The organism is Halogranum roseipondis (genome assembly GCF_059695585.1).
Window position 1 is genome coordinate 497,385 of record NZ_JBUEED010000008.1, and the last position, 24,401, is coordinate 521,785.

Below are 24,401 nucleotides of genomic sequence, written 5' to 3' on the forward strand. Positions count from 1 at the left end.
TCGCTCACAGACAGCCAACGACATCGGAGGGAAGCTATGAGTAAAACAATCCAGCACCAGATAGAATCGGACAGAAACGAGGAGACAGTCCTCGAGATACGGGACGCATCGGTCACGTTCGACATGGACAGGGGAACTTCTCGCGTTCTCAACGACGTGTCGGTAAACGTGAAGCGAAACGAAATCCTCGGCATCGTCGGCGAGTCGGGAAGCGGGAAGTCCATGTTTGCCGACTCAATGCTGAACGCCGTCGTCGAACCCGGAAATCTCTCGGGAGAAATCATCTACCACCCCGAAGACAGTGACCCGGTCAACCTTGCGAACGCAGATAGGGATACGATGGAGCAGTACCGCTGGAAAGAGGTCTCGATGGTCTTTCAGGGAGCGATGAGTTCGTTCAACCCCACACAAAAAATCAAGGACCACTTCACCGAGACGATCAAGGCTCACGGCTACAGCCTCAGCGAGGGGATGGCGCACGCACGAGAGCTCCTTACGAAGCTCCACCTGGACCCCGACCGGGTGCTGAAGTCTTACCCACACGAACTCTCTGGTGGAATGCAACAGCGGGCGCTCATCGCACTCTCGCTCGTGTTGAAGCCTCGCGTCCTCGTGATGGACGAGCCAACGGCGGCACTTGACCTGCTTATGCAACGGTCGATCCTCGGACTCCTCGCCGAACTTCAGGAGGAATACGGGCTAACGGTCGTCTTCATTACGCACGACCTGCCGCTCGTTGCTGGGCTGGCAGACCGTATCGGCGTCATGTACGCCTTTGAGTTAGCCGAGATCGGCCCTGCAGACCAGATGCTTGAGAACCCAGCCCACCCGTACACACGCGACCTGCTCAATGCGGTGCCGAACCTGAACACGCCGCTTGACGAAATGAAACCAATCAAGGGATCCAGTCCTGATCCGGTGAGCGACCACACTGGCTGTCAGTACGCCTCACGCTGTTCGCTCGCCACCAGTAAGTGTCACTCGATCGACCCGTCGTTCGAGCAGGTGAGCGATGATCATGAGTCGGCCTGTTTCCACTGGGAACAGGCACGCGAGGAGATTCCGATGGCGATTCACGACGAGACGTCAGTCTCCGACTTCCAGGTTCAGGGGAGGCAGTCGACAGACCCGGTCGTCACCCTCGATGACGTCGACGTCCACTTCGAGAACAAAGATGGGTTCCTCTCGCAACTGCGTGGAGAATCGGAGACGGTGTACGCGGTCAATGAGATCGACCTCGAGATCTACGAGAACGACGTCGTCGCCCTTATCGGTGAGTCCGGCTGTGGGAAGAGTACGCTCGGAAAGACGGCGATTGGTATCCAGCGGCCAACCGATGGATCGCTTGACTATCGCGGACAGGACGTGTGGGAGACCAGAGATGGGGGAAGTGGTGACATCTCTTTCAAAGAGATCCGTCAGTCACTCCAACTCATCCATCAGGATCCCGGGAGTTCGTTGAACCCGAACATGAGTGTCGCCAAAGCACTCGCAGAGCCACTCAAGCAAGCGCAGTCGGACCTCTCGTTCAAGGACCGTCGCGAGCGCATCCTCGGGATGCTAGAGTACGTCGGGTTGACCCCGGCGAAGGACTACGCCGAGCGGTACCCCCACCAGCTCTCTGGCGGCGAGAAGCAGCGGGTGGCCCTCATCCGGGCACTGTTCATGAACCCCGATCTCATCTTTGCCGACGAGGCCGTCTCGGCGCTGGATGTCTCACTACGCGTGGAGATGATGGATCTAATGCTCGAACTGCAGGACCGGTTCAACACCTCGTACCTGTTCATCTCGCACAACCTGGAGAACGCTCGCTACCTTGCGGGTAAAACCGACGGGCGTATCGGCGTGATGTACCTCGGGAACATCGTGGAGATAGGGCCGGCCGAGGAGATGATCGAAAACCCGAAACATCCCTATACGAAGGTCCTACGGTGGTCAACGACCGACGTTGACCCTAACGAGAACGTCGAGGAGCCGCCAATCCGAGGCATCGACATTCCCGACCCGGTCGATCCACCGAGCGGGTGTCCGTTCCAGACGCGCTGTCCGAAGGCCCGCGACCACTGTACACAAGAGACACCTTCGCTGGAGGCAAGCGGTAGAGACGGCCACCAGGTCGCATGTTTCCGTGAACAGAATGGTGACCATCCGTACTGGGACAGCGAACCAGTCGAAGACGTCGACCTCGAGACAGACATCTTCGGTCCCGACCTCCCACCGGCGGCGCGTCCCGAGGCCGACACGGAATCCGGTAGCCAGCCAGCAGACGACTGACGACGTCATTCGATTCCGTTTCGGGTCGTCCGAGCCTGTCAAACCAAATACGCCATGCTCTCCCTCTTGTCATAGTGCGTCTGTTCTCCCGCCCGACTCGATTCCACATCTCGATGGCCACGCGTTAGTTTGGGCGTTAAACGATACTGTAGGCTCACATCGTTTTTATGACCGGTAGAGTGAATAATTGAGGAGATGGTGACGCAGTCAGTCGGCGTGAAACTCGGAGAGTTCCTCAGCGTTCCCTTTGTCGTCCCAGATACGACGAAGCAGTTCGACGAGCCGCCGTGTCCGCGGTGATATCTCGTCGTCATTAGGTTCGGATGACTCGGCAAGAACGTTCTCAGCATAGCCATGGGGAAGCGGCATCGACTCTATCGCTTCACGAACTTCGAACGTGTACGTGCCATCGTCGTCAGTATCGACCCAAGCGGCCGTCGCGGACGTCGCGTCGTACTCAATGGTGTACGTCTCGCCCTCGAGTAGTTCGTACACGTCCGTGAGTGGGCCGATATCTTCGGGACCAGCTGGCCCGGCGAGGTACACGCTCCCGTCGGCGACGCGTAGCAGGAACTCTGATTCAGACACACCTGGGTAATGGAGCTTGACGATATTCATACTGTGGGTAGTCGGGGAGTTCTGGTGTGCTCACCGCCGCACGAGACACGGTGCGTCAACGTCACGTACCGGTGCGCCAACCCTCACAGGCATTCGCCACGAGACTGATACCGAACGCGACGAACAGGCCAACCGTGAGGTAGAGATAGGGCCTGAACGCGTTCGACACCGAGACCAACTGCGGCGAGGACCGTCTAACTCGTTGACTCGAGCTCATCCGATACGAGGCGATGAGCCAGAGTCATCGACAAGAAGGCAAAGCACAATGGCAGCCTCGTGGAGCAACTGAACGGCGAAGATGACGACAGCGTGTTGCTCAGTTCGTACGCTAGAAACGAACCACTGTAGGCGAGTGCACTGAACGTTAACTGGGAACGTGGCCGTACGGTGAGGCTTCCAACACCGACGAACACAGTCGCCTCCACCTGAGAACTCCTCAACATCGCCTAGTCTATCTGGTCTTTCCCGGAAAGAGATTGACTAACGTCTCTCCGGCGACGAGTACATCGTTCATACAGAGTCCACGGAGTGAGGAGCATTGGAAACCGCAGGAAATGAGGTAAGTCGATCGATGCTGCTTCGCTCGTGAACTCGTGAGTAGATTCCGACTCGGTTGGGTACCATGAAACGTTCGACGACCAAAATTAATGTAGTAAGAGCACACATTGCAAGTCGAACATATGGTTACCAACGAGTCACTAGACCAACCGGCCGGTTCCCAGTTTTCGAGACTTGTCTCGGAGTACAGACCGATCCTGTACTTCGTCGGCAGCGTACTCGGGTTCCTGTTTGCAGGCTACGCAGTTGACATCCTCGCTGGACCGCTGAACAAATCTACGACCCTCCTTCATCAAATATCAGGATTGCTCGCGGCCGTTGGGCTCGTCCTCGCTGTCTGTGGTGTCGTGGTTGGCCTCCTGTGGGCTGGACTGTTCATCTCGAAGCGGTGATTCGTCGCGATATTCCGAGATACGATGGGAGGAGCGTGTCATAGAATTCTCCTCATACCCTGAGCATCTCCCGTCCCGGATTGTCTCCTCGTTCGTCGTTGGTGATTGCGACGACGAGTCGCAGGCACAGCGCCAGAAACACTTGCGCTCGCGCGTGAACGCGGCCTCGGGCGCGGACGTGCCCGAGGCCGCAGTCCTTGACCGCATCGTTCGTTCGCTCAACCTGTGTCCGGCGGCTGTACGTCTCCTCTAACACCGATTGCTTCAGCTGAAGATCCTCGCTGTATTCCCCTATTTGATCTTCAACCCTGTACTCGATATCGAGCGGCTCATCGGTGTTTCGCGGATTGTACGGCGCAACGGGCACGACTCCTGCGTCCAGCAGGAAGTCGTGCCACTGGAGTGTGTCGTAGGCACTGTCGCCAATCATCCAGATCGGTGTGTCAACGGCGAGCGCGTCACGCGTGACGCGCATCGCCGTCTCTTCTGAGGCTTGTTTCGCCTGTGTGAATTCCGCTGCGATAGGAATCTTCGCTCCTGTCGAGACGATTGTACAGCCGAAGCCGTAGTAGTGCTCTTCAGCCGTCGAATCGTAGTTCCATGATGCTTCATTATTCCACTGAATCGCCTCAACGTGAGTTGAATCGATTCGATACGTAGAGTCGAGCAGGCCCCAGAGGGCGGCCTGCTCGACGAGGTGGTCGAACACATCGTCACAGACCTGTTCGAGGTCAGTGAGGAAGCGATCGACCGCGTCTCGCGACGGCGGTCGATCGAAGCCACAACAGCGCCAGACGAGTGGATTCTGCAGTTCGCGCGTGATTGGACGAGTACCGTAGACGTTCTCGTAGTAGCAGTGCAGAAAGCCTCGGAAGAGTTCTGGTGGCTGGTGTACTCGTGTTCGCCCCCTGCAAGCGGGGGCGAACACGACGTACTCACGCAGAAATTCGAACTCAAGATGTTCAAACAGCGGGACGGTCTTGGTCGCCGCGGCATTCAAGAAGTCGTCGACCGAAGCTACGTTTTGCAGGGCTTGGGTTTTGTTGGACACATTTCCCTCGCCCTGCCACCTCGTACGTGACGCTTTCTATGACACGCTCTGGGAGAGGTACGTACTGAAGAACAGGATGGGAGGGCTGCAGGAGAAAGAACGGTGAATCGACGCTCAAAACGCCTCTATTTCTTTGTGCGCCCTGAGGTACGACCGCAATTGTTCGACAGTCGGCACTGACTGGTGCTGTTTGTAGTAGCCACCAAGAGCAGTTGCGAGCGCCAGTGTACCCTCTTCAGAAAGACCCTCAGTTAGCCCGATTCCGAATCCGGCAGTGAAATGATCCTCGATAGTCCCTTCCTCTGCGGGGTTCGTTGGGTGTGGCAGGAGTATCTTGTGTGACCCAGTATCGGCCGCGAGTATAGACTCACGGGTCGTCGTGATTGCAAATCTTGAAATGTCGAGAGACTGACGGAGTTCAGTAGCGACCGTCGGTAGGGCCCGTTGCGTGTCGGTTTCGTCAAGGAACACGCCGGCGAGGTGCTCCGCATCATCGCGGGTCGCCACTACAGTCACATTGATCACGTCGTCCAGCGCACTCAGGGAGTCGATGTCTGAGCGGAGCGTTGTCTCTCTCAGATGATCGACGCTCGATATCGTAATCAGAATGTGTTCTGGTGGCTTTGAGAGTTCGGGGAACACTTGCTCGCGAAAGCCCTCCCAAATGGTCGATATCTGGGGGAGGAGTGCCCATCCGCCGATGCTGACCACGTCCGTACCGTTGAGGAATTCAATCATATCGACCAGTGGGACGTACTCACAGAGTGTCTCCCAATTCAGCGCTTGATGCGTTCGGGAGTCCGTGAACAATACCTTGCCGTCTTCGAACTGGAGGTATTCGGTTGCCGTTGGCTGCCCCAGACTCAGCAGATCGATGCCACCAAACGTGTTGGTGAACTCCTGACGGACCGGCTGACCGAAGTATCCGATGAGTTGAACGTCGTATCCGACTGAGGACATTGATCGCCCTGCATGCGCCGTGTGCCCCCCAGGAACACGCTCGCTCTCGGCCCACTCGAACTGGAGTGTCCGCTCGGCGAGGGCCGCCCGGGTGAACATCTCCCGGATGGTATCGAACTCGCCGATCTCGTCGTACATCCGCTGACTCTTCCGCTCGCCGACGAGCGTTCGAATATGGTCGATATAACCGTCGAAGCCGACGAGTGCCTTCGCCGGCGAGAGTTGTTCCGGTAACTCCTCCAGACAGGCCTCAAACGTGGCGGCAGTCTCTTCTCGGAGCGCTTCTACGGTTCTATCGTCACGCTCGTACAGATCTATCTGGTGGGCTTTGAAATCCTCATCCTCGGACTTCCAGTCGCCGACAGTAATCTGTCGGGTGGTCCCGTTGTCACCGTGAGTCAGTTCGAGTTCCAGATACGCGATGTCGTCGTATTCGGAGTAGGTAAATCCGGTTAGGACACCAGTTCTGGTCACCTGTTCTCCGGAGATGTTGTCGTAGCCGTCGAACGTCACCGAGAGCGACTCAAGTGGGACGTCGTTTGCGAATGTCTGGAGGTCGGCGAGACAGTCCCGTAGGCGGAAATACTGCGCTGGGAGTGTGGGAACCTCACCGTTACTGTGCGGCGTGAGAGCGGTCGCGAGCGGCCAAATAGAGTCGGAGAGAAATCGGTCGAATAGGAAGGAGAGTTCCGAGTTTGTGATGTAGTACCCTTCTTGATCACCGCCACCGGAAACGGGTGGTTTGGGCCAGAAGAACCCGCGACTCCGGTCGACAGTGAGGACGAACGGTTCACTCCGCGACGTCCCACGGATGTGTGTCGTCACATGCTCAATCTGACCAGTACGGAAGAGTGACTCCACGTCGATGCGGTCTGAATTGGTGTCTGAGACAACCAACCGAAGCTGGACGCCGTCCATGTCGAGCAACGCATCCTCGAACTGACGCAGTCGGTCCGGGGAGGTGAGTAAGAAGACGGTGTTCTCTGCGGAAGCAAAGAGTTCAGAGACGTACTTCTCGATGGTCGAGGCGTTCTTGAACTGTGCGACACCGCTCTCGATGTCAGAGACGGTTTTGTGCAGTTCGTCGAGCCGGTCCTGCACACGTCTGATCTGGTTCTGGATGGGTCCGAGCGTCTTGTTCGGCTCGATAGCGTAGGCTTTCTTTGGGTAACTGTCGTCGAGTTCGATGAATTGCCGGCTCCGAAGGGTGTCGACAATGTCGTAGACACGCTGTTTCGGAACCCCGCTTGCCTCGGCCAGCTCTTTCATCGACTGTTTACCGTTCTGAACGAGTGCGAGATAGACGAGGGACTCGTACTCCGACATATCGACGTTCCGTTGCAAGGACTCTCTGATTGCAGGTTCGTCTATATTGCTTGGGTCGCTCATGAACCCTCGTACAGACCCCACAATGATAGTCTTTTATGGCATAATACGCTCCAAATTCACTGTCACTGGGAATTTTTCTAGCCTTCGCTTGACATCGAACGCGAAAGCCGTATTAAGTTCATCGATTATATAGAATATTATAATTAATTTTATATAGACACTAATTGATAGACATATTAGACACATGAGACAGAGTGACACGGGTAGCACTAGCAATATTACTCGACGGAACTGGCTAAAACTACTCAGTATCAGCGTTAGCTCAGCGAGCGTTGGAAACACATTCAGTGGTACCGCGACGGCCTTGGACTCATCGCTAACAATCGGCAGTTGGCCTTTCGACCGAGGAACTGGTGACCACGTCGCTGAAACCATTGGAGGACATAACAAACACGTCGCGTACAAAGATGATGACGACCCGTTGTGGTTCGATGGGGCGGCAACACATAGCCTTCTTTTCGACGGGTACACTTCGTGGGCAAGTTGGTCATCGACTGAACTTGCACCGGAGTTCGGTCAGGAACTACCGTCACTGACAGTTGCTACGTGGATTGCCCCCCGCTCTCACGGCTCTGAATCACCGCACATTGACCCAGTCATCGAGAAATGTGACCGGGGAGTGCAGGCTGGGTTCACATTCGGCGTCGACAACTTCGGACACTGGACGTTCCAAGTCGGCACGGGAGACGAGTGGCACGGAGTATGGGTAGAGAGTGGTGAGGTGATCGACGTATACGAGTGGAACCATCTTGTTGGCGTTTTCGACGGAGATAACGGGGCGCTTCGTCTGTATAAGAACGGTACACTCGTCACCGAAACAATGACGCCAATCGGTACGATTACTCCGGCGAGCGTGCCGCTCAAAGTCGGGAGAAACGCGCAAATGGATTATGTTGGCGAGGATGGGGACGGCAGGATCTGGAAACAGAATATGTTCAACGGCGCAATTAGTAAGCTCGAGGCCTACGACACTGCCCTGAGCAGTTCAAATGTGAGCGGAAAATACGATTCCGAGGTGGATGAGTTGCCTGCGACAGGGTATCAAGAGCTAACGGTCAATCCTGTGCAGTACGAAGACGATACATTCCGACCGGAGTATCACGCAATCGCACCAACTCACTGGATGAACGAGCCACATGCCCCGCTGTACTTCGACGAGAAGTACCACCTGTTCTACCAGCACAACCCGAAGGGGTCCTACTGGCGACAGATTCACTGGGGCCACTGGGTCAGCGACGACATGGTTCACTGGAACCACGTTGAGGAGTCGCTCAGACCCCAGGAGGGGATCGACCCCGCAGGTTGCTGGACCGGCGATGCCGCACTCGACGCGAACGGGCACCCGAAGCTGTTCTATACGGCCGGCCTTGAAGAGAACACCGCGAAACAAGCCGTCGCCGAGGCAACATCGACGTATCCCAGCGACGGCGACTCTGCGCTCACCGACTGGGACAAACAGGGGGTAGTCATGCGCCAGCCCGACGACCCTGGCCTGCTGGACCACGAATTCCGGGATCCGCACATCTGGCAGGAGAACGGCGAGTGGTATTGCTTGGTTGGGTCCGGCCTCACGAACGACGGTGGTGGCGTCACTCTCGGCTTTCACTCGGCGGACTGTGAGAACTGGACCTACGAAGGACGGGTGTTCCAGTTGGACAACCCGAACGACTACCCCTATCTCGGTGAGGTCTGGGAGATGCCGACGCTGCTCCCCGTTGGCACGGATAGCAACGGTAACGAGAAACACGTCCTCTGTATTAGCCCCGGCGGCGGCAACGCCGACGTGGAGGTATGGTACTGGATTGGAAGATGGGACCCGGCGACGTTCACCTTCACGCGCGACCACCAGAACCCGCGACTCATCGACGAAGGCCAGTTCCACTTCACCGGTCCGGCCGGGTTCGTTGACCCCCAGACCGGTCGGTCAATCCTGTTTACGATCGCTCAAGACCACCGCAAAGAGACACTGTGGCACGACTCAGGGTGGGCACACAACGCCGGTACGCCGATGGAACTCCGGCTGCGCGAAGACGACCGTCTCGGGATCTCTCCGATTGCCGAAATGACGAACGCCCGCTCGGAGAAGCTCCTCGAGATGAACAACGCCGATCCGGCGCTCGTCAATGACGCACTGGAGAACCTCGACGCGACCACCGTCGAACTCCGACTGGAGATAGAATCAAACGGTGCGACCGAATACGGGTTCTACTCGCACAACTCGCCAGATGACGAGGAACGGACGCTCATCTGCTACGATGAGTCGACTGGTGAAATAAAGACCGACCGGACGGAGACAAGCGACGACTCAACGTTGATGGCCGCCGAGAAAGACCGGAGTAGTCTCACGACACAGGGACCAGCCGACATTGGGAACGAGAACCTGCGATTGCGGGTATTCATCGACAAGTCCCTAATCGAGTGCTATGTGAACAACATTAAAAGCGTAACCACGCGCGCGTATCCATCCCGAAACGACGCGACAGAACTGCGGCTCTATCGCGACGGAGATATCACGGTCAAATCCATCGAAATTTGGGAGATGGAAGATATCGAGAACGGGACTCCCGCAGCCGAACCATACCAGACAGGGTTCCACTTCGCGCCCGAGAACGGCTGGATGAACGACCCCAACGGGCTCGTGTACCACGACGGGACCTACCACCTGTTCTACCAGGCTGGCGAGTCACACCGACGATGGGACCACGCTACCAGCACGGATCTAGTCAACTGGACCGAGCAGGGCACCAAGATACCCGATACTAGCAATATCCAGGCGTATTCCGGTGGCGCAGTCGTCGACGAGAACGACACGGTTGGGTTTGACGCGGGCGCAATAGTGGCGATGTACACCGGCCATCACGACGACACCGGTGAGGAGGACCAGCGTCTGGCCTATAGCACCGACGGCGGCGAGACCTTCACGAAGTACAGCGGGAACCCAGTGCTCGACGAGGATACCAAAAACTGGCGTGACCCGAACCCGTTCTGGTACGAGCCGACCGGGAACTGGCGGATGGTCATCGGACGCGTCGAAGAAAACGGTACGGACCGACCGAAGGGGATCGAAATCTACGAGTCGGACGACCTCAAAAACTGGACCTATCTGAGTACCTACCAGCTAGAGGTTGCGAATCCGGAGTGCCCGGACCTGTACAAACTCCCGGTCTCGAACACGAGCGAGAGCCGCTGGGTGATGACTATCTCCGCCGGGACGGACCACGTCGAACATCACGTTGGTCACTTCGACGGAACAACATTCACCGCCGATAACACGGTGTACGCCGATTCTGGACGTGATTTCTACGCCGCCCAGACGTGGAGCAACGAACCCGCGACAGACTCGCGACTCGGACTCGCCTGGGCGAGCAACTGGGACTACGCAGCGAAGACGCCCGAGGAGGGTTGGAAGGGCGTCCAGTCGTTCCCCCGTCGGATTACGCTCCGTGACATGGGGGGTGAAGTTGTCCCCATCCAACGGCTCGACGGTGCCATTGAGTCGCGCCGCCACGAACTCCTGACCGACGTCAGTGACGAACCGCTCTCTGCCAACGACAACCCGCTCGCGGGAATCGACGTCAGCGGTGATATGTTCGAACTCCTCACCACGATTGATCCCGGTACTACCGACACAGTGACGCTGAAATTGCGAAAGAGCGGTACCCAGGAGACTCGCATTCGGTACGATGTCGGCATGGAAGAACTGTATGTCGACCGCAACGACGCGGGCGTATTCTTCGGGGACACGGATAAAGACCTCGCGAGCCAGCCAGTCGCGCTACGTGACGACGGGACGCTCAAAATCCGCGTATTCGTCGACCGAAGTGTCGTCTCGACGTTCGCAAACGACGGTGAGAAGACCATGACGAACCGAGTGTATCCAGATAGCACCAGTGTCCGTGCGACGATGACCGCAAGTGGTGGAACTGCAACCGTCAAGCGCCTCAGAGCCTGGAACTACTCGGAAGGAATCGTCGACGGCGCGACGTATCGTATCGAGAACCGAAACAGCGGGAAGGTTCTCGAAGTCAACGAGGCCGGCACCACAGACGGTGACGCGGTCCAGCAGTGGGACTACCTCGGCCTCGACCACCAGAAGTGGGTCGCCCACGAGGTAGCCGAGGGCGTCTACAAGTTCGAGAACGTCAACAGCGGGAAGGTTCTCGACATCGTCGACGCCAGGACTGCGGACGGCGATGAGGCGATGCAATGGGAGTGGTGGGGTGGCGACAACCAGCAGTGGACTGCCGGTAGAACATCCGACGGCTACACCCACCTCAGAAATATCAATAGTGGTAAAGTTCTCGACATCGTTGACGCCGGAACGGCAGACGGTAACAGAGCGATGCAATGGGAGTGGTGGGGTGGCGACAATCAGCAGTGGTCTTTCGAGCGCATCCACTGACGATCCCAGGGCGTCTCTCTTGTTCCGAACTCCCGAGCGATAATCGCTGGATAGGGGAATGGTGCTCCCGTAGCTGTTCGCTGCGCTGACCCGCTCGCTCCCAATTTTGCACGACGGTTGTCAGGACATCCTCAAAAAAAACCTGGCCTCGAGACTGCACGCTACGGAGGGGGTGAGATTTGCCGAGACGCTTCGCTATAGTAGTCGTCAGAAGTAGTTACTCATATCTAGAGTAGAAAGTCGGTCAAGTGTAGTGTCGATTGCTGTGTTGAGTTCGTCGAGAGACTCAAAGAATCGGTTGCCAAAAGCGTCTTTCAGTTGTCTCCAACACTCTTCAACCGAGTGGAACTCCGGTGAGTACGCCGGCAATCTCACGAGGGCGAGGTCGTCACGGGCCGTCAGGTCCGTGACGGACGACGCCCGGAAATACGGTGCGCCATCGAGTATGACAATCAAATGTTCTTGGAATTCGTCACACAATGCGAGAATGAAATGCTTCGCGTGATCGGCAGTTACGTACTCCTCGAATCGTGAGAAGAAGCGATCACCGTTCTCGGTGATCGCGCCGAGTAAGCACGTCCAGTCACGTTGGCCAGAGAGTTTGACCAATGGACGCGTGCCGCGCGGAAACCACGCGGCACGCGGCTCAACCTGCACGGATGTCTTGGTTTGGCCGATACAGACTACCGTGGCGTCCAGCTCTCGTCGCTTTTTTTGAGTTCGTCGTGAAACTCGTCTCGGTCTTCAGGCTCGGCTTCGGCGGCTGTTCGACGTGGTTTTTGGTAACTTAATCCCGCTTCTTTCATCAACCGCCGACAGCTGGGGAGTGAGTAGTTAACGTCGAACGTCTCTTCGAGGAAATCGGCGAGGAGCGCAGGCGTCCACGCCGGCGCGTCGATCCCTGCTTCAGGTGGTGGCTGCTGAAGCATTTGTTCCAACTGCTTCTGTTGTTCTTTAGTGAGCTTACGTGGTCTTCCTGACCGATGATCGTCCTGAACAGCCTGCTCAAGCGGCTCTGTTTCGAGCCGCTTGAGCCAGCTGTAAATCGTTCGTCTCTGCACACCGTACCACTCGGCAAGTTCAGTTTGTGTGACGCCGTTTTTATACGCAATCGCTGCGGTAAGCCGTTGTGTCGGCTTATTTCCTTCAGCTTCGTTGAGCACTCTTTGAAGTTCCTCAACAGAGATTTCGTCAAGATGGTCCATGAGTAACCACTAACGCTTGGGTAGAAAGTTCTAACGTCTACTATAGTGGTAAGCTTCTATACCCTAAAGGAGGTGGTGCTAGCGCCTGAGACTCTCATCTTCACGACTGGTTTTGAAATACCAATTCAAGTCGCTCAAGAACTTCCCATAGAACTCGTACCGACTGCAAACTCCCAAACGACACCGCCTCATACTCATACGACTCACCTAATGACTCACGCTCTTGATAACGACTATGAATACCAGCAGTGGCGGGACAGAGACAGTATCAAATCGAAGTATCACAGCCTGACCGGCGACGAGTGAACAATGAGTGTTGGTTCTTCGATGCCCATTCGAACCTTCGAGACGAGGAGATCGGCAGAAAATCGAGAACGGATCCCCACCCCACGTTGCCGTCGTAAATCCGACGTCAGTGGATTCGCTGGAGCGTGAGGCTACGGTACTGAAATTGGACTCAATCATCAACATGGGTATGGTGCGCTGTTCGATTCGGGAGGACCACGCGTGAGAACCACTCCCTGTTGAGCATGATGAGGTGGAGAGGGGGGTGCGTCCAGTGAAAACGCGTGCGCGTAGACTCATCAGTGCAATCCGCAACGAGCTGTCTGAACTCGCAGGACGGTCGGTGTCGACGTCCACACTCGCTATTCGGAAATGTGTGCGCTCGGTCTGAGCGGCACTGGACATGGGGTATAGTACACGCACCAAACAGAGCGGTTGACTGTTACTCAACTGTAGGCAGTCGGAGTCAGCCACTCGAGCAGCCGACGACGACGGATCCCCCACCGTATCCGCATAATCGCGCATCCGACGGTGACCCTCAGTCTGAGTCCCCCACCCCACCGTGTCCGCATAATCTGGCTGCGAACACCGTAGATCAACACACGAGCTATGCAGGCGTTTTTGGCGCAGAGCCGACGCCATACGCGTACGTGTAGGTACAGATCAATAGAATGCCACCGAGGGCGAGGACGTTTGTCAACCACTCTGTGACTGTGAACACACCGATGAGCGAAACCGGCGCGATGAAACACAACCCGATACTGAGCCACTTCGCGCAGTCACATCGAGGTCTGAGGAGATCCAACTCTTGCTGCTTCGACTCACGCTTGAAGAGTGGCCAGTAGGCGCCACAAACAGCGCCAATACCGCCACTCATCACCGAGATGAGGGGGAGAAACTTTGGGTGCCAAAAGAGAAGCGTCTCTATCGATAGTGATGTCAGTGCCATCGTGACGAGGACAACCCCGCTGCCAACTGTGATATAGAGGAGGTACACAGTTATCGCCCCCTGCAGAGTCGTGTATAGTCGTGTCAACGGTGATGGTCGGGATGGAGATATTTTCTTTGCAGCCATACTATGTTAACAATGACCATGATTATGGTCTTAGTTGTTTTGTATAGAGAGTGAACATGATGCAGGAGTGAGTTACAGACACACGTACTAACCCCAGAGGATACCTTGTAAGAGAGTATCGGAACTATCGGAAACGACCCGCTTCCGTTTATTATTCTGTATCTCAAACACATCACCGATGATAACCGATGCTCGGGTACTGCAGTCAGAGTTCATTCCCAGAGAGGTCGAGCATCGAAATCAAGAAGTCAACCACCTCTCGAATGCCCTCCGTCCCATCATGGATGGTCAGAGCGCCGAAACCAGTCTTTTGACCGGACCCTCGGGCGCAGGCAAGACCTGCATCGCTCAATATACGGTCGAACGACTTCGTGAGAACGTCCTCGATATCAACTCCCAATATATCAACTGCTGGCAAGACTATACGCGTTTTCGCGTGCTCTACCGTGTCTTAGAAGGCATCGACAACACGGTCGACATCCACCGCCGATCGACACCCAAGGACGAGCTCCTCGAACGTCTTCACCAGTATGACGGCCCCCAATACGTCGTCATCCTTGACGAGGTCGATCAACTCGAAGACAAGAGTGTCCTGTACGACCTGTACCAGACACAGAACGTCTCGATGGTCCTGCTCGCGAATCGTGAGAAAGATCTCTTCTCACAGTTGGACGGCCGGCTCACCAGTCGGCTTCAGACCTGCACCCGTATCCCATTCGAAAAATATCACCTCGACGAACTAGTTTCGATCCTTGAGGCACGATCGCGATGGGGATTATCGGAAAACGTTATCGGAAAGCAAAAGCTGGCCCTGATCGCTGATGCAGCGGCAGGCGATGCACGGGTCGCAATCGGGATCCTTCGCAACGCCGCTCGCCGGGCCACTCAGCAGGGCGAAGAGACGATTACGACCGCCATTCTGGACGAAGCAATCCCCGGTGGCAAGCACGAAGTGCGACAGAAAACAGTCAGTAAACTCAACCAGCATCAGCGTACCCTCTACGAGATTTTACAGAATGAGGGCGAGCTGAGTCCGGGCGAACTCTACAGCACTTACACCAACGAAGTAGACGATCCAAAGACGAAACGAACCATGCGAAACTACCTCTCGAAAATGGTGCATTACAAGCTCGTTCTCGCTGATGGCGAGAAACGTGCTCGGACGTATCGAGTCCGTTGAAATCGGCTATCGGAACTATCGGAAACGGCCCTGTCGGACATATGTATCCACCGACTGAAAGATAGAGGTGTGATGACCCACCGACCATCCGACAGGCCCGAGTTGCCGACGCTCGACGCCGGCGTGACACTCCTCGAAGCAGACGAGCGTGCAACAGGCGCGTTGCAATCGCTCGTGCTCGATCACATCCTTCTGGAGAGCGGTCCGGCAGTCTGGGTCGATGCAAAAGACCACAGCACGACGCGGACACTCGCACAGGTCGCCCCAAGTATGCAGACACTCGAACGAATCCACATTGCACGGGCATTCACGCCGTGGCAACATCAGAGTCTACTTCGTGACCTCGCCGATGAGGTGGACCAGCAAACCTCGCTCGTCGTCCTGCCCGCCTTCGACGCGTTCTATCGCACGGATGACCTGCGACACAGCGAGCGCAAGCGGATGCTCGAAGAAGGCGCTGCACTGATCAGGACCCTTAGCGCTGACCTCGAGATACCGATCTTGGTAACCCAGCGCCGGACGGATGTGCTCACAGCACCGTTACGCTCCACAGTCGATGTCGTTGTCGAGTGTGAGCTGACGAAATTCGGTCCCCGATTCGTCGGTGACGAGTTCGAATCGTTGGTCTACCCCATTGGTGATGGTCTCGTTCAGACCACGCTTGCGTTCTGGCAGCGGGTCCTCGAGAACCGTCATCCTGCGATTGCGGCTGCGACGACACCGGAGGTGTCCACCGTTGGGTCGCACTAACCCCACCTACCGCGACCTCCTGCAGGCTACCGAAGACCGGTGGGCCACCTACCGCCGCGCGCTTCGTCGACACGACAAGGAACACTTCGACCAGTTGTTCGAACACGCCCGGACACACGCCGATGCAGCGGGGTATCTCAATCATCAGTCGGTCGAAGTACCACTTCTGGTGTCCGTCGTGCTCGAACAAGAGAAACGGATCGATGATCTAGAGTCGACGGTCGAGGAACTCGCCGTCTCGTTGACGCGCCGCTAACTACTTATGCCGTTCAAAATCGACTACTGCGATGGCGACGTCCTCGAGTGGACGCTCACTGATGATGGGGCCAAGTACGTCCGCAACAGTTCGTATACACCGACGCTGTACGTCTCCGTCCATGGAGACGCTGATCTCGTGGAGTGTTATGAGACACTTCGGGACCACCCGGACGTAGCCCACGCTAGAGCTGTCGAGAAACGTATTGGGTTTCGTCACGACCCGGAAGCAGTTCTCCGCGTCGACGTGCCCACCCTCGATGCAGTGACGACGCTCGCACATGAAATCTCGGGATGGGCGAAGCCCGGTGACTACCGCCTCTACAATGTCGATTTCTCGAGAGAGTTCCGCTACTGTTTGGAACAAGAGCTGTCGCCCACTCCCGAACGGGAGTTGGCGGCCATGGAACTCGCTGTCGAGGAGTCGGTCCTCGCCGCGAATCGTCTTACCGAAGTTCTCGTTAATAAGCAACGGATCTCGGGTGACCCCAAGGAGGTGCTCACGGCAGTCTCCCAGCGAATTGCTGCCGCAGATCCAGATGTCCTAATGGTGAACACAAGTGAGTTGATACCTGCACTCTATCACGAGGCTGATCGAGTCGACTGCGATGAGTTCCAGTTGGGACGACTCCCGGGATACCAGCAACTTGCTGGCGAGTCGACCTATGCAAGTTACGGGCAAGTCGGCCATTCGCCCGCTCGCTTCAACGTCCCGGGTCGGGCCATTGTCGATCGCTCGAACACGTTCTTTTGGTCACAGTCCAACCTCGATGGCTGTCTCGACCTCGTCGAGCGGTCAGGGAAGCCACTGCAAGAACTGGCGTGGGCATCCATCGGGAATATCCTCACAGCGATGCAGATTCGTGAGGCACGTCGGCGCAACGTGCTCGTTCCATGGCACTCCTGGCGCCACGAACAGTTCAAGACGATGCGGCAACTCCATGACGCTGACCGTGGAGGGTTCACGTTCGCTCCCGAGGTCGGTCTCCACGAGGACGTTCACGAACTCGACTTCTCTTCGCTGTATCCCAACATCATCGTTACACGCAACGTGAGTCCTGAGACAATTCGCTGTGAGTGCCACACTGACCGAGAAGCTGTTCCAAAAGTGGGCTACTCGATCTGTGACAAACGAGGGTACCTGCCGGACGTGCTCGAACCGCTCATCACTGACCGTGACGCTATCAAGACCGAGCTACGAGAGACGGATGATCCCGAGCGTATCGCCGAGTTGGAAGGCCGATCAAGCGCAATCAAGTGGATCCTCGTCTCGTGTTTCGGCTACCAGGGCTTCTCGAACGCGAAGTTCGGCCGCATCGAGTGCCACGAGGCAATCAACGCCTTCGCTCGCGAGATACTTCTAGATACAAAAGAGACGCTCGAAGCAAACGGCTGGCGGGTCGTCCATGGGATCGTCGATTCGGTGTGGGTGACAGCTGCTGCGGGTGAAGAGCAAACACCGCTCGCTGAAATCGCCGAGACAGTGACTGACAACGTTGGCATTCGATTGGAATACGAGGCCCACTACGATTGGATTGCGTTTGTCCCACTACGAAATTCCGAGGCTGGCGCCCTCACCAAGTACTTCGGCAAAGTCGCTGACGAGGACGACTACAAGTATCGGGGCATCGAGTGTCGCCAGCGCAGTACACCCCAGTTCGTTGCGGCTGCACAGAAAGATCTGATCGCAGCTCTCGATGAACACCGTGATGTGAAAGCCGTCTGTGAGCGACTGAAGCGGTGGCTCCAGCGGTTGCAGGCTGGCACTCTCGACGTCTCGGAGTTGATCATTACGAACCGTGTCTCAAAACCGCTCGATGAGTATACTCAGTGTAGCTTCAAGTTTGTACTCGCTAGTTCATGCTTTCTGAGCGCCTCTCTACCGGAATGAGCAGAAAGAAGCACGTTGTCGAACTCTCTGACGGAGAACGCAGAACGCTCAAGTGGTTCATTTCGACTGGTGAACGCAACGCCGAAGATATCACCCGAGCGCGCATCCTCCTGAAAGCTGACGAGGGGCTCACAGATGTCCAGATCTGTGAGCACCTCGGCTGTTCAATCGGCACTCCCTACAACGCACGTAAAAACTACTGTGAACGAGGGCTCGCGGCGATTCATCGCCGCAAGCCCGACCGCGAGTACGACCTCAAGATGGACGGGAAAGCTGAAGCACACCTCATCAAACTGCTGTGTTGAATAGGGGTACGGCGTAGGGATCAGAGCGGATCACAGAGTTGTTCGATGTTGATGATGGCGAACATCAGGACGATTTCACGGAACTCTCGATACCAGGTTTGCGCTCGCACGGCATCGCCGAGCGAGCGCTTCACGGACGAATACGACGTTTCAGCCATCCAACGCTGGGTGTAGCCACGCTCTCGAATGAGCGCGTTGTTGCTGAGCGCGTTCGCAGACGATCCACGGTAGTGAATCAACGGTTCCACGCTGAGGCTGTAGAACTCGTATTCAGAGTGCCAATCCTGGAAGCCGTTATCAGCAGCGACTGTATGCAGGTCGTCCGCGTTCCGGCGGACGACCTGCGGCCCTGATTTCGTATCATGTGGCCACTGCGCGTGGCACTGCACGTCAAGAACAGCGAGTGACGCTGTATCGGTCAATGTCGTCACTTTCATCGTCTCAACCGTCTGGTTCGACCGATCGAGATAATGCGCAGAGGCGTGGCCTCGATCAAAAAACGTGCTGTCGAGAGCGGCGAATCCAGACTGCGGGTGTTGCTGCGCTGAAACGCGCAGCAACGCCCGCCACACCCACATCTTGAACCGATCGAACGACTTGTTCAGCGTCGTGTAATCTGGGACGTCGCTCCTGTTCAACTCAAGGACGTCCCGTATGTCACCCATGTACTTCAGCCGATTTGCGGTTTCTCGGAAGCTGTGCTCCTCTTCGAGCCGAAACCCGTGAATAACGACGTGCTTCCAGCGGGCGAACCCGCCGGTGGCGGGCTCGCCCGCGTGCTTTCCCAAGGCTTGTTTGGCTAGACGCTTGAACCACTCAACGAAGTCGAGGAGATCGACTTCCACCATACCCGACCTCCTCGGCTTCATCCTTACTGATTTGACGGTCTATCCCGACGCCGTCTGTCTATTCAACACAGCACATCAAACTCGCCTGTAGTGAGCCGCCGGAAGGGCTCTCTCGCTGGACACTTCACTTGCTCGCCGACGAACTCGTTACTCTTGACGAGATCGACTTTGAGTCGATCTCTCACGAAACCGTTCGACAGCGCCTAAAAAAACACCCTCAAACCGCATCTCTCCGACTACTGGGCGATTCCACCTGAACAGGACGCTGACTTCGTCTATTACATGGAGGACGTACTCGACCTCTATCACGAACCGTACAACGAGAACCGACCGGTCATCTGCTTCGACGAGTCCAGCAAAGCACTCCGTGGCCATGAGAGCGATCCGCTCCCGGCCCGACCGGGAGCGGTCGCACGTGTTGATCACCGCTACGAACGCAACGGGAAACAGCGGATTCACCTCGCCACAGAACCGTTGACCGGCTGGGTCACCGTCGCGATTACCGAGCGGAGACGCACCGTTGAATGGATCGACCGGATGGTCGAACTCGCAGACGACCACTACCCGGATGCGGACTGCATCCGGGTTGTGGTCGATCAGCTCAACACGCACAACCCTGCCGGCTTCTATCAGTTCTTCCCGCCAGACCAAGCCCAAGCGTACCTTGATCGGTTCGAGTTCCACTACGTCCCCAAGAAAGGCAGTTGGTTGAACATGGCCGAGATCGAGTTAAACGTCCTCAAACGCCAGTGCCTCAACCGTCGCATCTATCACGCAGCGACCCTCCGGTCGGAGGTCGCTGCGTGGCAGCAGCATCGCAACGCAGCTGACCGACTCATCGACTGGCAATTCACGACCGACGACGCCCGGATCAAGCTACGCCGACTCTACCCAGTCGAGTTGGAAGAGAACTAGCGAGACCACGGTTGAAGCTACACTCAGTCCACTCGGAACGTCGCCGCGTTGGAACGCGCAAAGACTCGTGGGGTGTGTCGTAATCCGGGACAGAACGTTGAGTACGTCGTCGTCGACGATAGCAAGCAGTCGTCGGATCGGGTCGCGCTCGCCGCAGAAGAAGTTGAAGGATATGACACCGAGTTCTACCGGGAGCAGTTGATTCGTGCCACGGAGAGTGTCCTCTCACCGCTTGGGTGGCGCAAAGCGGATATCTCCCAGTACTTAGCGGATCATAAGGACGTCTCGTTGCAGACATTTGGAGGGAGAGAATGAAGACTCGAAGCGCGTGGATGGGTCCACAGGTATTAGTGGAGAACCTCCCACGCCATTGTCGATGTGTAAACACCCGAGCAAGGACTGCATCGCGTACCCACCGAATTGGATCTGACCTTGCGAGTTGGGAATGAACTCGAGAGGACGAACACGGAAAGTGACGAACCCCCTCCCCCCGTCATCGATGTGTAAACACACAAGCGAGGGGGCCAAGTTCTCGAGAGAGACGAGTAGATGCGATCGGAAACACGAAACGACGGATTGCAATCGGCTGAGAAGTGTTTGCAAGTGGCATATACGGCGACAGTTTTATTAACTAATACATGTAACTGTACCCGTACTGCTGTTGCGATAATAGTAATTAGATACAAAGAAGGTGAATCAGCAGGCGGCGGTCTTCTCACTTCGATTTACACATCGACGACGGGGGGTGGGTTACCCAGAACGTCATCGACGAACCTCACGCGAAGAATCAAATCCATCGTTAGCAACGGTACATCCTGATTTCCAAGACCAAACTCATTCGAGTTCGAACAATAGAACGTCCGCGAGAATACACATCGACAACGGAGGGTGGGACCTCAACGTTAGCCCAGCCATACACCCACCGATTTACACATCGATGACGGGGGGTGTGGGAGCCCAGTATACACATCGACGCAGGGGTGACCCGCTCTACGAACTCACCGAAACTAACTTTGCTTGAAATTTCGCATCTGGGACCGTACAATCGATTTCAGCCGTTCGGTTTCCTTCTCGACGGCCCCGACCCGCGAGTCTTCGGCAATCAACTCGACCATCGGGTGTGGGTCATCCGAGAAGGTAAACTCCATATACATACCCCGTCCCCGGCCGCGACTCTTCCGATTCGCACTCACGATACCATACGTATCCAGCTCTTTAACGTACTTCACATACGTTTCGCGAGTCATCTGATCTGCGTCCAGCAACTCCGTCAGCCACTCGTAGACTCGATACCCGACTGGACTTGGGACGGACGACGTTTGCTCTTCGGCATGAACTGCAACGGCAGCTGTCGCATACAGCGATATCTTCTTCTGGGTGGACAGCCCTTCGATCTGTGTCAGCATCCGGTCCTTGTCGACTTCATCTTGGGAAGCGCGGACATGCGATTCCATCACTGTATCGTCATGCTGCCGATCGGCGAGGTCACCAGCCTTTCGAAGCAGGTCGATTCCCTTTCGCGCATCACCGTGACTCTGTGCCGCGAACGCTGCGACGAGCGGAATCACGTCGTCTGTCAATGCGTCTTCGCGAAAAGCATCATGCCGATGTTCGAGGATCTGTCGGAGTTGATTCGCGTCATAGTCGGAAAAGGCGATATCTTCTGGATTGAACGAACTCTCTGCTCGCCCATCGACGTTTTCCATGAACTTCGGGTCGTTCGTTAAAGCCGCCACCGACACGCTGCCTTTGATAATGTCGGACTTCCCCGCGCGCGAAAGTTGGTAGAGTAACTGCGAGTATGCTGGCTCGTCTTCACGACCGACGAGGAGATCGATTTCGTCGAGAATGAAAATGACCGAGTCGTAGTATTTGTTCACGAGCTCATAGAGGCGCTCATATTTTTGCGCCGTCGAGACGCCGGTTGGGGGGACCCCGACCTCAACACCGACGTCACGAGCGACAGACTGGACAAGATTATAGACTGCCCGATCAAGCGTCTTGATTGGTTGGCAGTTGAGATTGACCACGCCGAAGGTTCGCCCCTGAGACTCACAGAGTTCGACAATCTGTTCACAGACTGCGTTGATAATCAGCGACTTCCCGGTCCCGGCAGGGCCGAACAGAAGCATGTTTGGTGGCCGGTCACCACGGATCGCAGGTTTCAGGTAGGAAACAACGGATTCGAGTTGCGCGTCCCGACCGACGATTCGTTCCTCGTCGATGATTGTGTCCGGCTCGACTAGACTTCGGTCAACGAAAACAGTGCGCCCCGAATCCTCTTGAAGCATCTCACGGATTGTTTGTTGGCCACCCGTATCACCGCTGGGAGGATGGGCGTCGTCTTGTGACTCATATTCTGGAGTATCCGATGCGGAGGTGTTATTCAGTCATCCGTTCTAGTTTAGTGGCGGTTTGAGACGACTTCGGCGAGCGAAACGTGCCGAAACAAGTCGAGATCAAGCTGTGACTCGGGTTGCTGGGGCAGTCGACCAGAGTTCATCTGCACTCTCGTTACTGAGGCGGCGCACTCACCGCTGTGAGTGCGTCGCCGACCCAGAGCTATCGCTAGTCAACGGATCGATCCGCCTATTCCGTCGGGCGAGTTCTAACCGAACTCGCCAGACTCAACCTCCTCACGTAATCTCGAACGATGGGGGTTCGGATCGCGTGATGCCCACAGCAACAGCGCATCCAAGTCCGGGAGACCGTACCCCAACTCAACCATCAGATACAGGTGGATAAGGTGGGAGTGGCGTTCAACGACGGTTGAACACCGTCGGCGAGGGAGTCGCGGCGACGACGCCGAGGCGTCGTCGGCGCTTTCACGCTGTCTCGCATCGAGTTTCTGCAGTTCGTCGATGATGACGCGGCTCATCATCAACGAGATTGCAGCCATGATGATCAGCGCCTCGATGATGTAGGTGTCAGTCGTGTTGATCTCGTCGAGACCGAACCGCGATTTGAGTTCCTTGAACAGCAGTTCGACCTCCCAGCGCGCCCGATACAGCTGTGCGATATCGGGCGCGCTGTAGTCATCGACAGGAAGATTCGTCAGGTAGAGGTGGTACTCGCCGCTCTCCTCGTTGAGCATGCCGACGAGTCGGAAGGTCCGGGTCGCGCGGGTGCGCGACCCTCGTTTGCGGTCGAACGAGAGGGTGATACGGACGTCGATTTCCTGTCGCTGCAGGTCGTCGAGGACGTCCTGCAGCGACTGGCCTTCGAGTGGGATACTGTTGCCCCGCCATGTGCGAAGTTCCTCAACGATCTCGAAGTTCGCGTTGGATTTGACGCGAGAGATGAACCAGCCGTCGTTGTTGTCAATGCGGTCGAACAGCCAGAAATCATAGAATCCGAGGTCAAGCAGGACAAGAGCGCCAGCTACCCACTGGCCGGTGGGTAGCTGGCTGCGTTCATGTGTGGTTCCGTCAGTAATCTGGAATCGTGTTGGAAGGCCGGTTGCAAGTGATTCAGTGAGGTGGAGTTTCGCGCCAGCGTGTTCCTCACGAAGGCCGATGTAGACATCTGAGGCGTCTTGGTAGAGTGAGATGAACGTGGCATCAACGATGAGGACGTCTCGAAAGGCTTCGAGACGTCCTCTAAGTGGGTTTCGTCCGGGATCGAGATTCTCGATGGCGTCATCGAGAATCTCTCGAAGGAGCGCAACGAACGCTGGTGAGAACCAGTTACTGAACGACGTGTGGGCGAGTTCGTCGCAGTCAGCCATCTCGACGAAGCGTTCGAGAAACGCCTGGATCGAGCGATCTGATCCAGCGGCGAAGCCGAGTGAAAGCGTGTAGAACAGCGCAACGACGTCGAACTTGCGCTCTCGCTGGACGAGATTCGTTGCGCGAGCGCGCTCGCGCAACTCATCGGAGGGAAACGCTCTTTGAATTCGGTCAACAACGACTGAATCCGGTGGGCTGTATGTCACATCACCCACCGGGTTTCTCTGACAGGTAGTCCCAACGATACAGCGCTGGTCCAGAGCGTTAAACTAGAACGGATGGTTATTCAGTAGAGAAGACTGAATTTCATCACCGCCGCT

Annotated in this window: 18 protein-coding genes; 10 read left to right on the top strand and 8 right to left on the bottom strand. The window is 56.4% G+C overall.

Going from position 1 to position 24,401, the window contains the following annotated elements; all coding sequences use genetic code 11:
• Positions 1 to 36 precede the first annotated feature (36 nt).
• Complete coding sequence (locus EOHIBHHM_RS26235) at positions 37 to 2,274, top strand: ABC transporter ATP-binding protein (protein ID WP_497259201.1); 2,238 nt, start codon at positions 37 to 39, stop codon at positions 2,272 to 2,274.
• A 207-nt stretch (positions 2,275 to 2,481) separates the two neighbouring features.
• Here EOHIBHHM_RS26235 and EOHIBHHM_RS26240 read toward each other — a convergent pair whose 3' ends face one another.
• The gene (locus tag EOHIBHHM_RS26240) at positions 2,482 to 2,862 is read right to left on the bottom strand and encodes a hypothetical protein (protein ID WP_497259203.1); all 381 of its coding nucleotides are present in this window, start codon (positions 2,860 to 2,862) and stop codon (positions 2,482 to 2,484) included.
• Between the two features lie 710 nt (positions 2,863 to 3,572).
• On the opposite strand from EOHIBHHM_RS26240, the gene EOHIBHHM_RS26245 reads away from it, so the two are divergent.
• Entirely contained in the window at positions 3,573 to 3,842 is a 270-nt protein-coding gene (locus EOHIBHHM_RS26245; protein WP_497259205.1) for a hypothetical protein, read from the top strand.
• Positions 3,843 to 3,894: 52 nt separating this feature from the next.
• On the opposite strand, the gene EOHIBHHM_RS26250 is transcribed toward EOHIBHHM_RS26245, so the two are convergent.
• On the bottom strand, positions 3,895 to 4,893 hold the full coding sequence (locus tag EOHIBHHM_RS26250) for a transposase (RefSeq protein ID WP_497259207.1): 999 nt from the start codon (positions 4,891 to 4,893) through the stop codon (positions 3,895 to 3,897).
• A gap of 114 nt (positions 4,894 to 5,007) precedes the next feature.
• Complete coding sequence (locus EOHIBHHM_RS26255; protein ID WP_497259209.1) at positions 5,008 to 7,242, bottom strand: TrmB family transcriptional regulator; 2,235 nt, start codon at positions 7,240 to 7,242, stop codon at positions 5,008 to 5,010.
• 184 nt (positions 7,243 to 7,426) lie between these two features.
• Here EOHIBHHM_RS26255 and EOHIBHHM_RS26260 point away from each other — a divergent pair, with 184 nt between their 5' ends.
• Positions 7,427 to 11,644 carry a GH32 C-terminal domain-containing protein gene (locus EOHIBHHM_RS26260; RefSeq protein ID WP_497259211.1) on the top strand — a complete coding sequence of 1,406 codons (4,218 nt, stop codon included), beginning with the start codon at positions 7,427 to 7,429 and terminating at the stop codon, positions 11,642 to 11,644.
• 207 nt (positions 11,645 to 11,851) lie between these two features.
• Here the strand turns inward: EOHIBHHM_RS26260 and EOHIBHHM_RS26265 are convergent.
• A protein-coding gene (locus EOHIBHHM_RS26265) for an IS630 family transposase (protein WP_497259213.1) occupies positions 11,852 to 12,849 on the bottom strand; the annotation gives its coding sequence in 2 pieces (ribosomal slippage) (positions 11,852 to 12,360 and positions 12,360 to 12,849; 999 coding nt in all).
• 892 nt (positions 12,850 to 13,741) lie between these two features.
• Entirely contained in the window at positions 13,742 to 14,209 is a 468-nt protein-coding gene (locus tag EOHIBHHM_RS26270) for a hypothetical protein (protein WP_497259215.1), read from the bottom strand.
• 178 nt (positions 14,210 to 14,387) lie between these two features.
• On the opposite strand from EOHIBHHM_RS26270, the gene EOHIBHHM_RS26275 reads away from it, so the two are divergent.
• From EOHIBHHM_RS26275 to EOHIBHHM_RS26295, 5 genes are all read left to right on the top strand, one after another.
• Positions 14,388 to 15,389: a Cdc6/Cdc18 family protein gene (locus EOHIBHHM_RS26275; RefSeq protein ID WP_497259217.1), complete on the top strand. Its 1,002-nt coding sequence runs from the start codon at positions 14,388 to 14,390 to the stop codon at positions 15,387 to 15,389.
• 72 nt (positions 15,390 to 15,461) lie between these two features.
• Positions 15,462 to 16,139, top strand: coding sequence for a hypothetical protein (locus EOHIBHHM_RS26280; RefSeq protein ID WP_497259219.1), 678 nt, complete (start codon positions 15,462 to 15,464; stop codon positions 16,137 to 16,139).
• Positions 16,126 to 16,395, top strand: a complete 270-nt coding sequence (locus EOHIBHHM_RS26285) for a DUF8156 family protein (protein ID WP_497259221.1) — start codon at positions 16,126 to 16,128, stop codon at positions 16,393 to 16,395. The genes EOHIBHHM_RS26280 and EOHIBHHM_RS26285 overlap by 14 nt, the downstream gene beginning before the upstream one ends.
• A 6-nt stretch (positions 16,396 to 16,401) precedes the next feature.
• Entirely contained in the window at positions 16,402 to 18,285 is a 1,884-nt protein-coding gene (locus tag EOHIBHHM_RS26290) for a type B DNA-directed DNA polymerase (RefSeq protein WP_497259223.1), read from the top strand.
• Positions 18,282 to 18,590, top strand: a complete 309-nt coding sequence (locus EOHIBHHM_RS26295; protein ID WP_497259225.1) for a helix-turn-helix domain-containing protein — start codon at positions 18,282 to 18,284, stop codon at positions 18,588 to 18,590. The genes EOHIBHHM_RS26290 and EOHIBHHM_RS26295 overlap by 4 nt, the downstream gene beginning before the upstream one ends.
• A 20-nt stretch (positions 18,591 to 18,610) precedes the next feature.
• Here EOHIBHHM_RS26295 and EOHIBHHM_RS26300 read toward each other — a convergent pair whose 3' ends face one another.
• Positions 18,611 to 19,435 (bottom strand): IS5 family transposase, encoded by an 825-nt coding sequence (locus tag EOHIBHHM_RS26300; protein WP_497256876.1) that lies wholly within the window; start codon positions 19,433 to 19,435, stop codon positions 18,611 to 18,613.
• A 249-nt stretch (positions 19,436 to 19,684) separates the two neighbouring features.
• Between EOHIBHHM_RS26300 and EOHIBHHM_RS26305 the strand changes: the two genes are divergently transcribed.
• Complete coding sequence (locus EOHIBHHM_RS26305; protein ID WP_497259811.1) at positions 19,685 to 20,353, top strand: IS630 family transposase; 669 nt, start codon at positions 19,685 to 19,687, stop codon at positions 20,351 to 20,353.
• Positions 20,354 to 20,401: 48 nt separating this feature from the next.
• Positions 20,402 to 20,668 carry a hypothetical protein gene (locus EOHIBHHM_RS26310; protein WP_497259227.1) on the top strand — a complete coding sequence of 89 codons (267 nt, stop codon included), beginning with the start codon at positions 20,402 to 20,404 and terminating at the stop codon, positions 20,666 to 20,668.
• A gap of 692 nt (positions 20,669 to 21,360) precedes the next feature.
• Here the strand turns inward: EOHIBHHM_RS26310 and EOHIBHHM_RS26315 are convergent.
• A complete protein-coding gene (locus tag EOHIBHHM_RS26315) occupies positions 21,361 to 22,644 on the bottom strand; it encodes an orc1/cdc6 family replication initiation protein (protein WP_497259229.1) in 1,284 nt (427 codons plus the stop codon).
• Between the two features lie 317 nt (positions 22,645 to 22,961).
• Positions 22,962 to 24,296 (bottom strand): IS4 family transposase, encoded by a 1,335-nt coding sequence (locus EOHIBHHM_RS26320; RefSeq protein ID WP_497257141.1) that lies wholly within the window; start codon positions 24,294 to 24,296, stop codon positions 22,962 to 22,964.
• Positions 24,297 to 24,401: the final 105 nt, after the last annotated feature.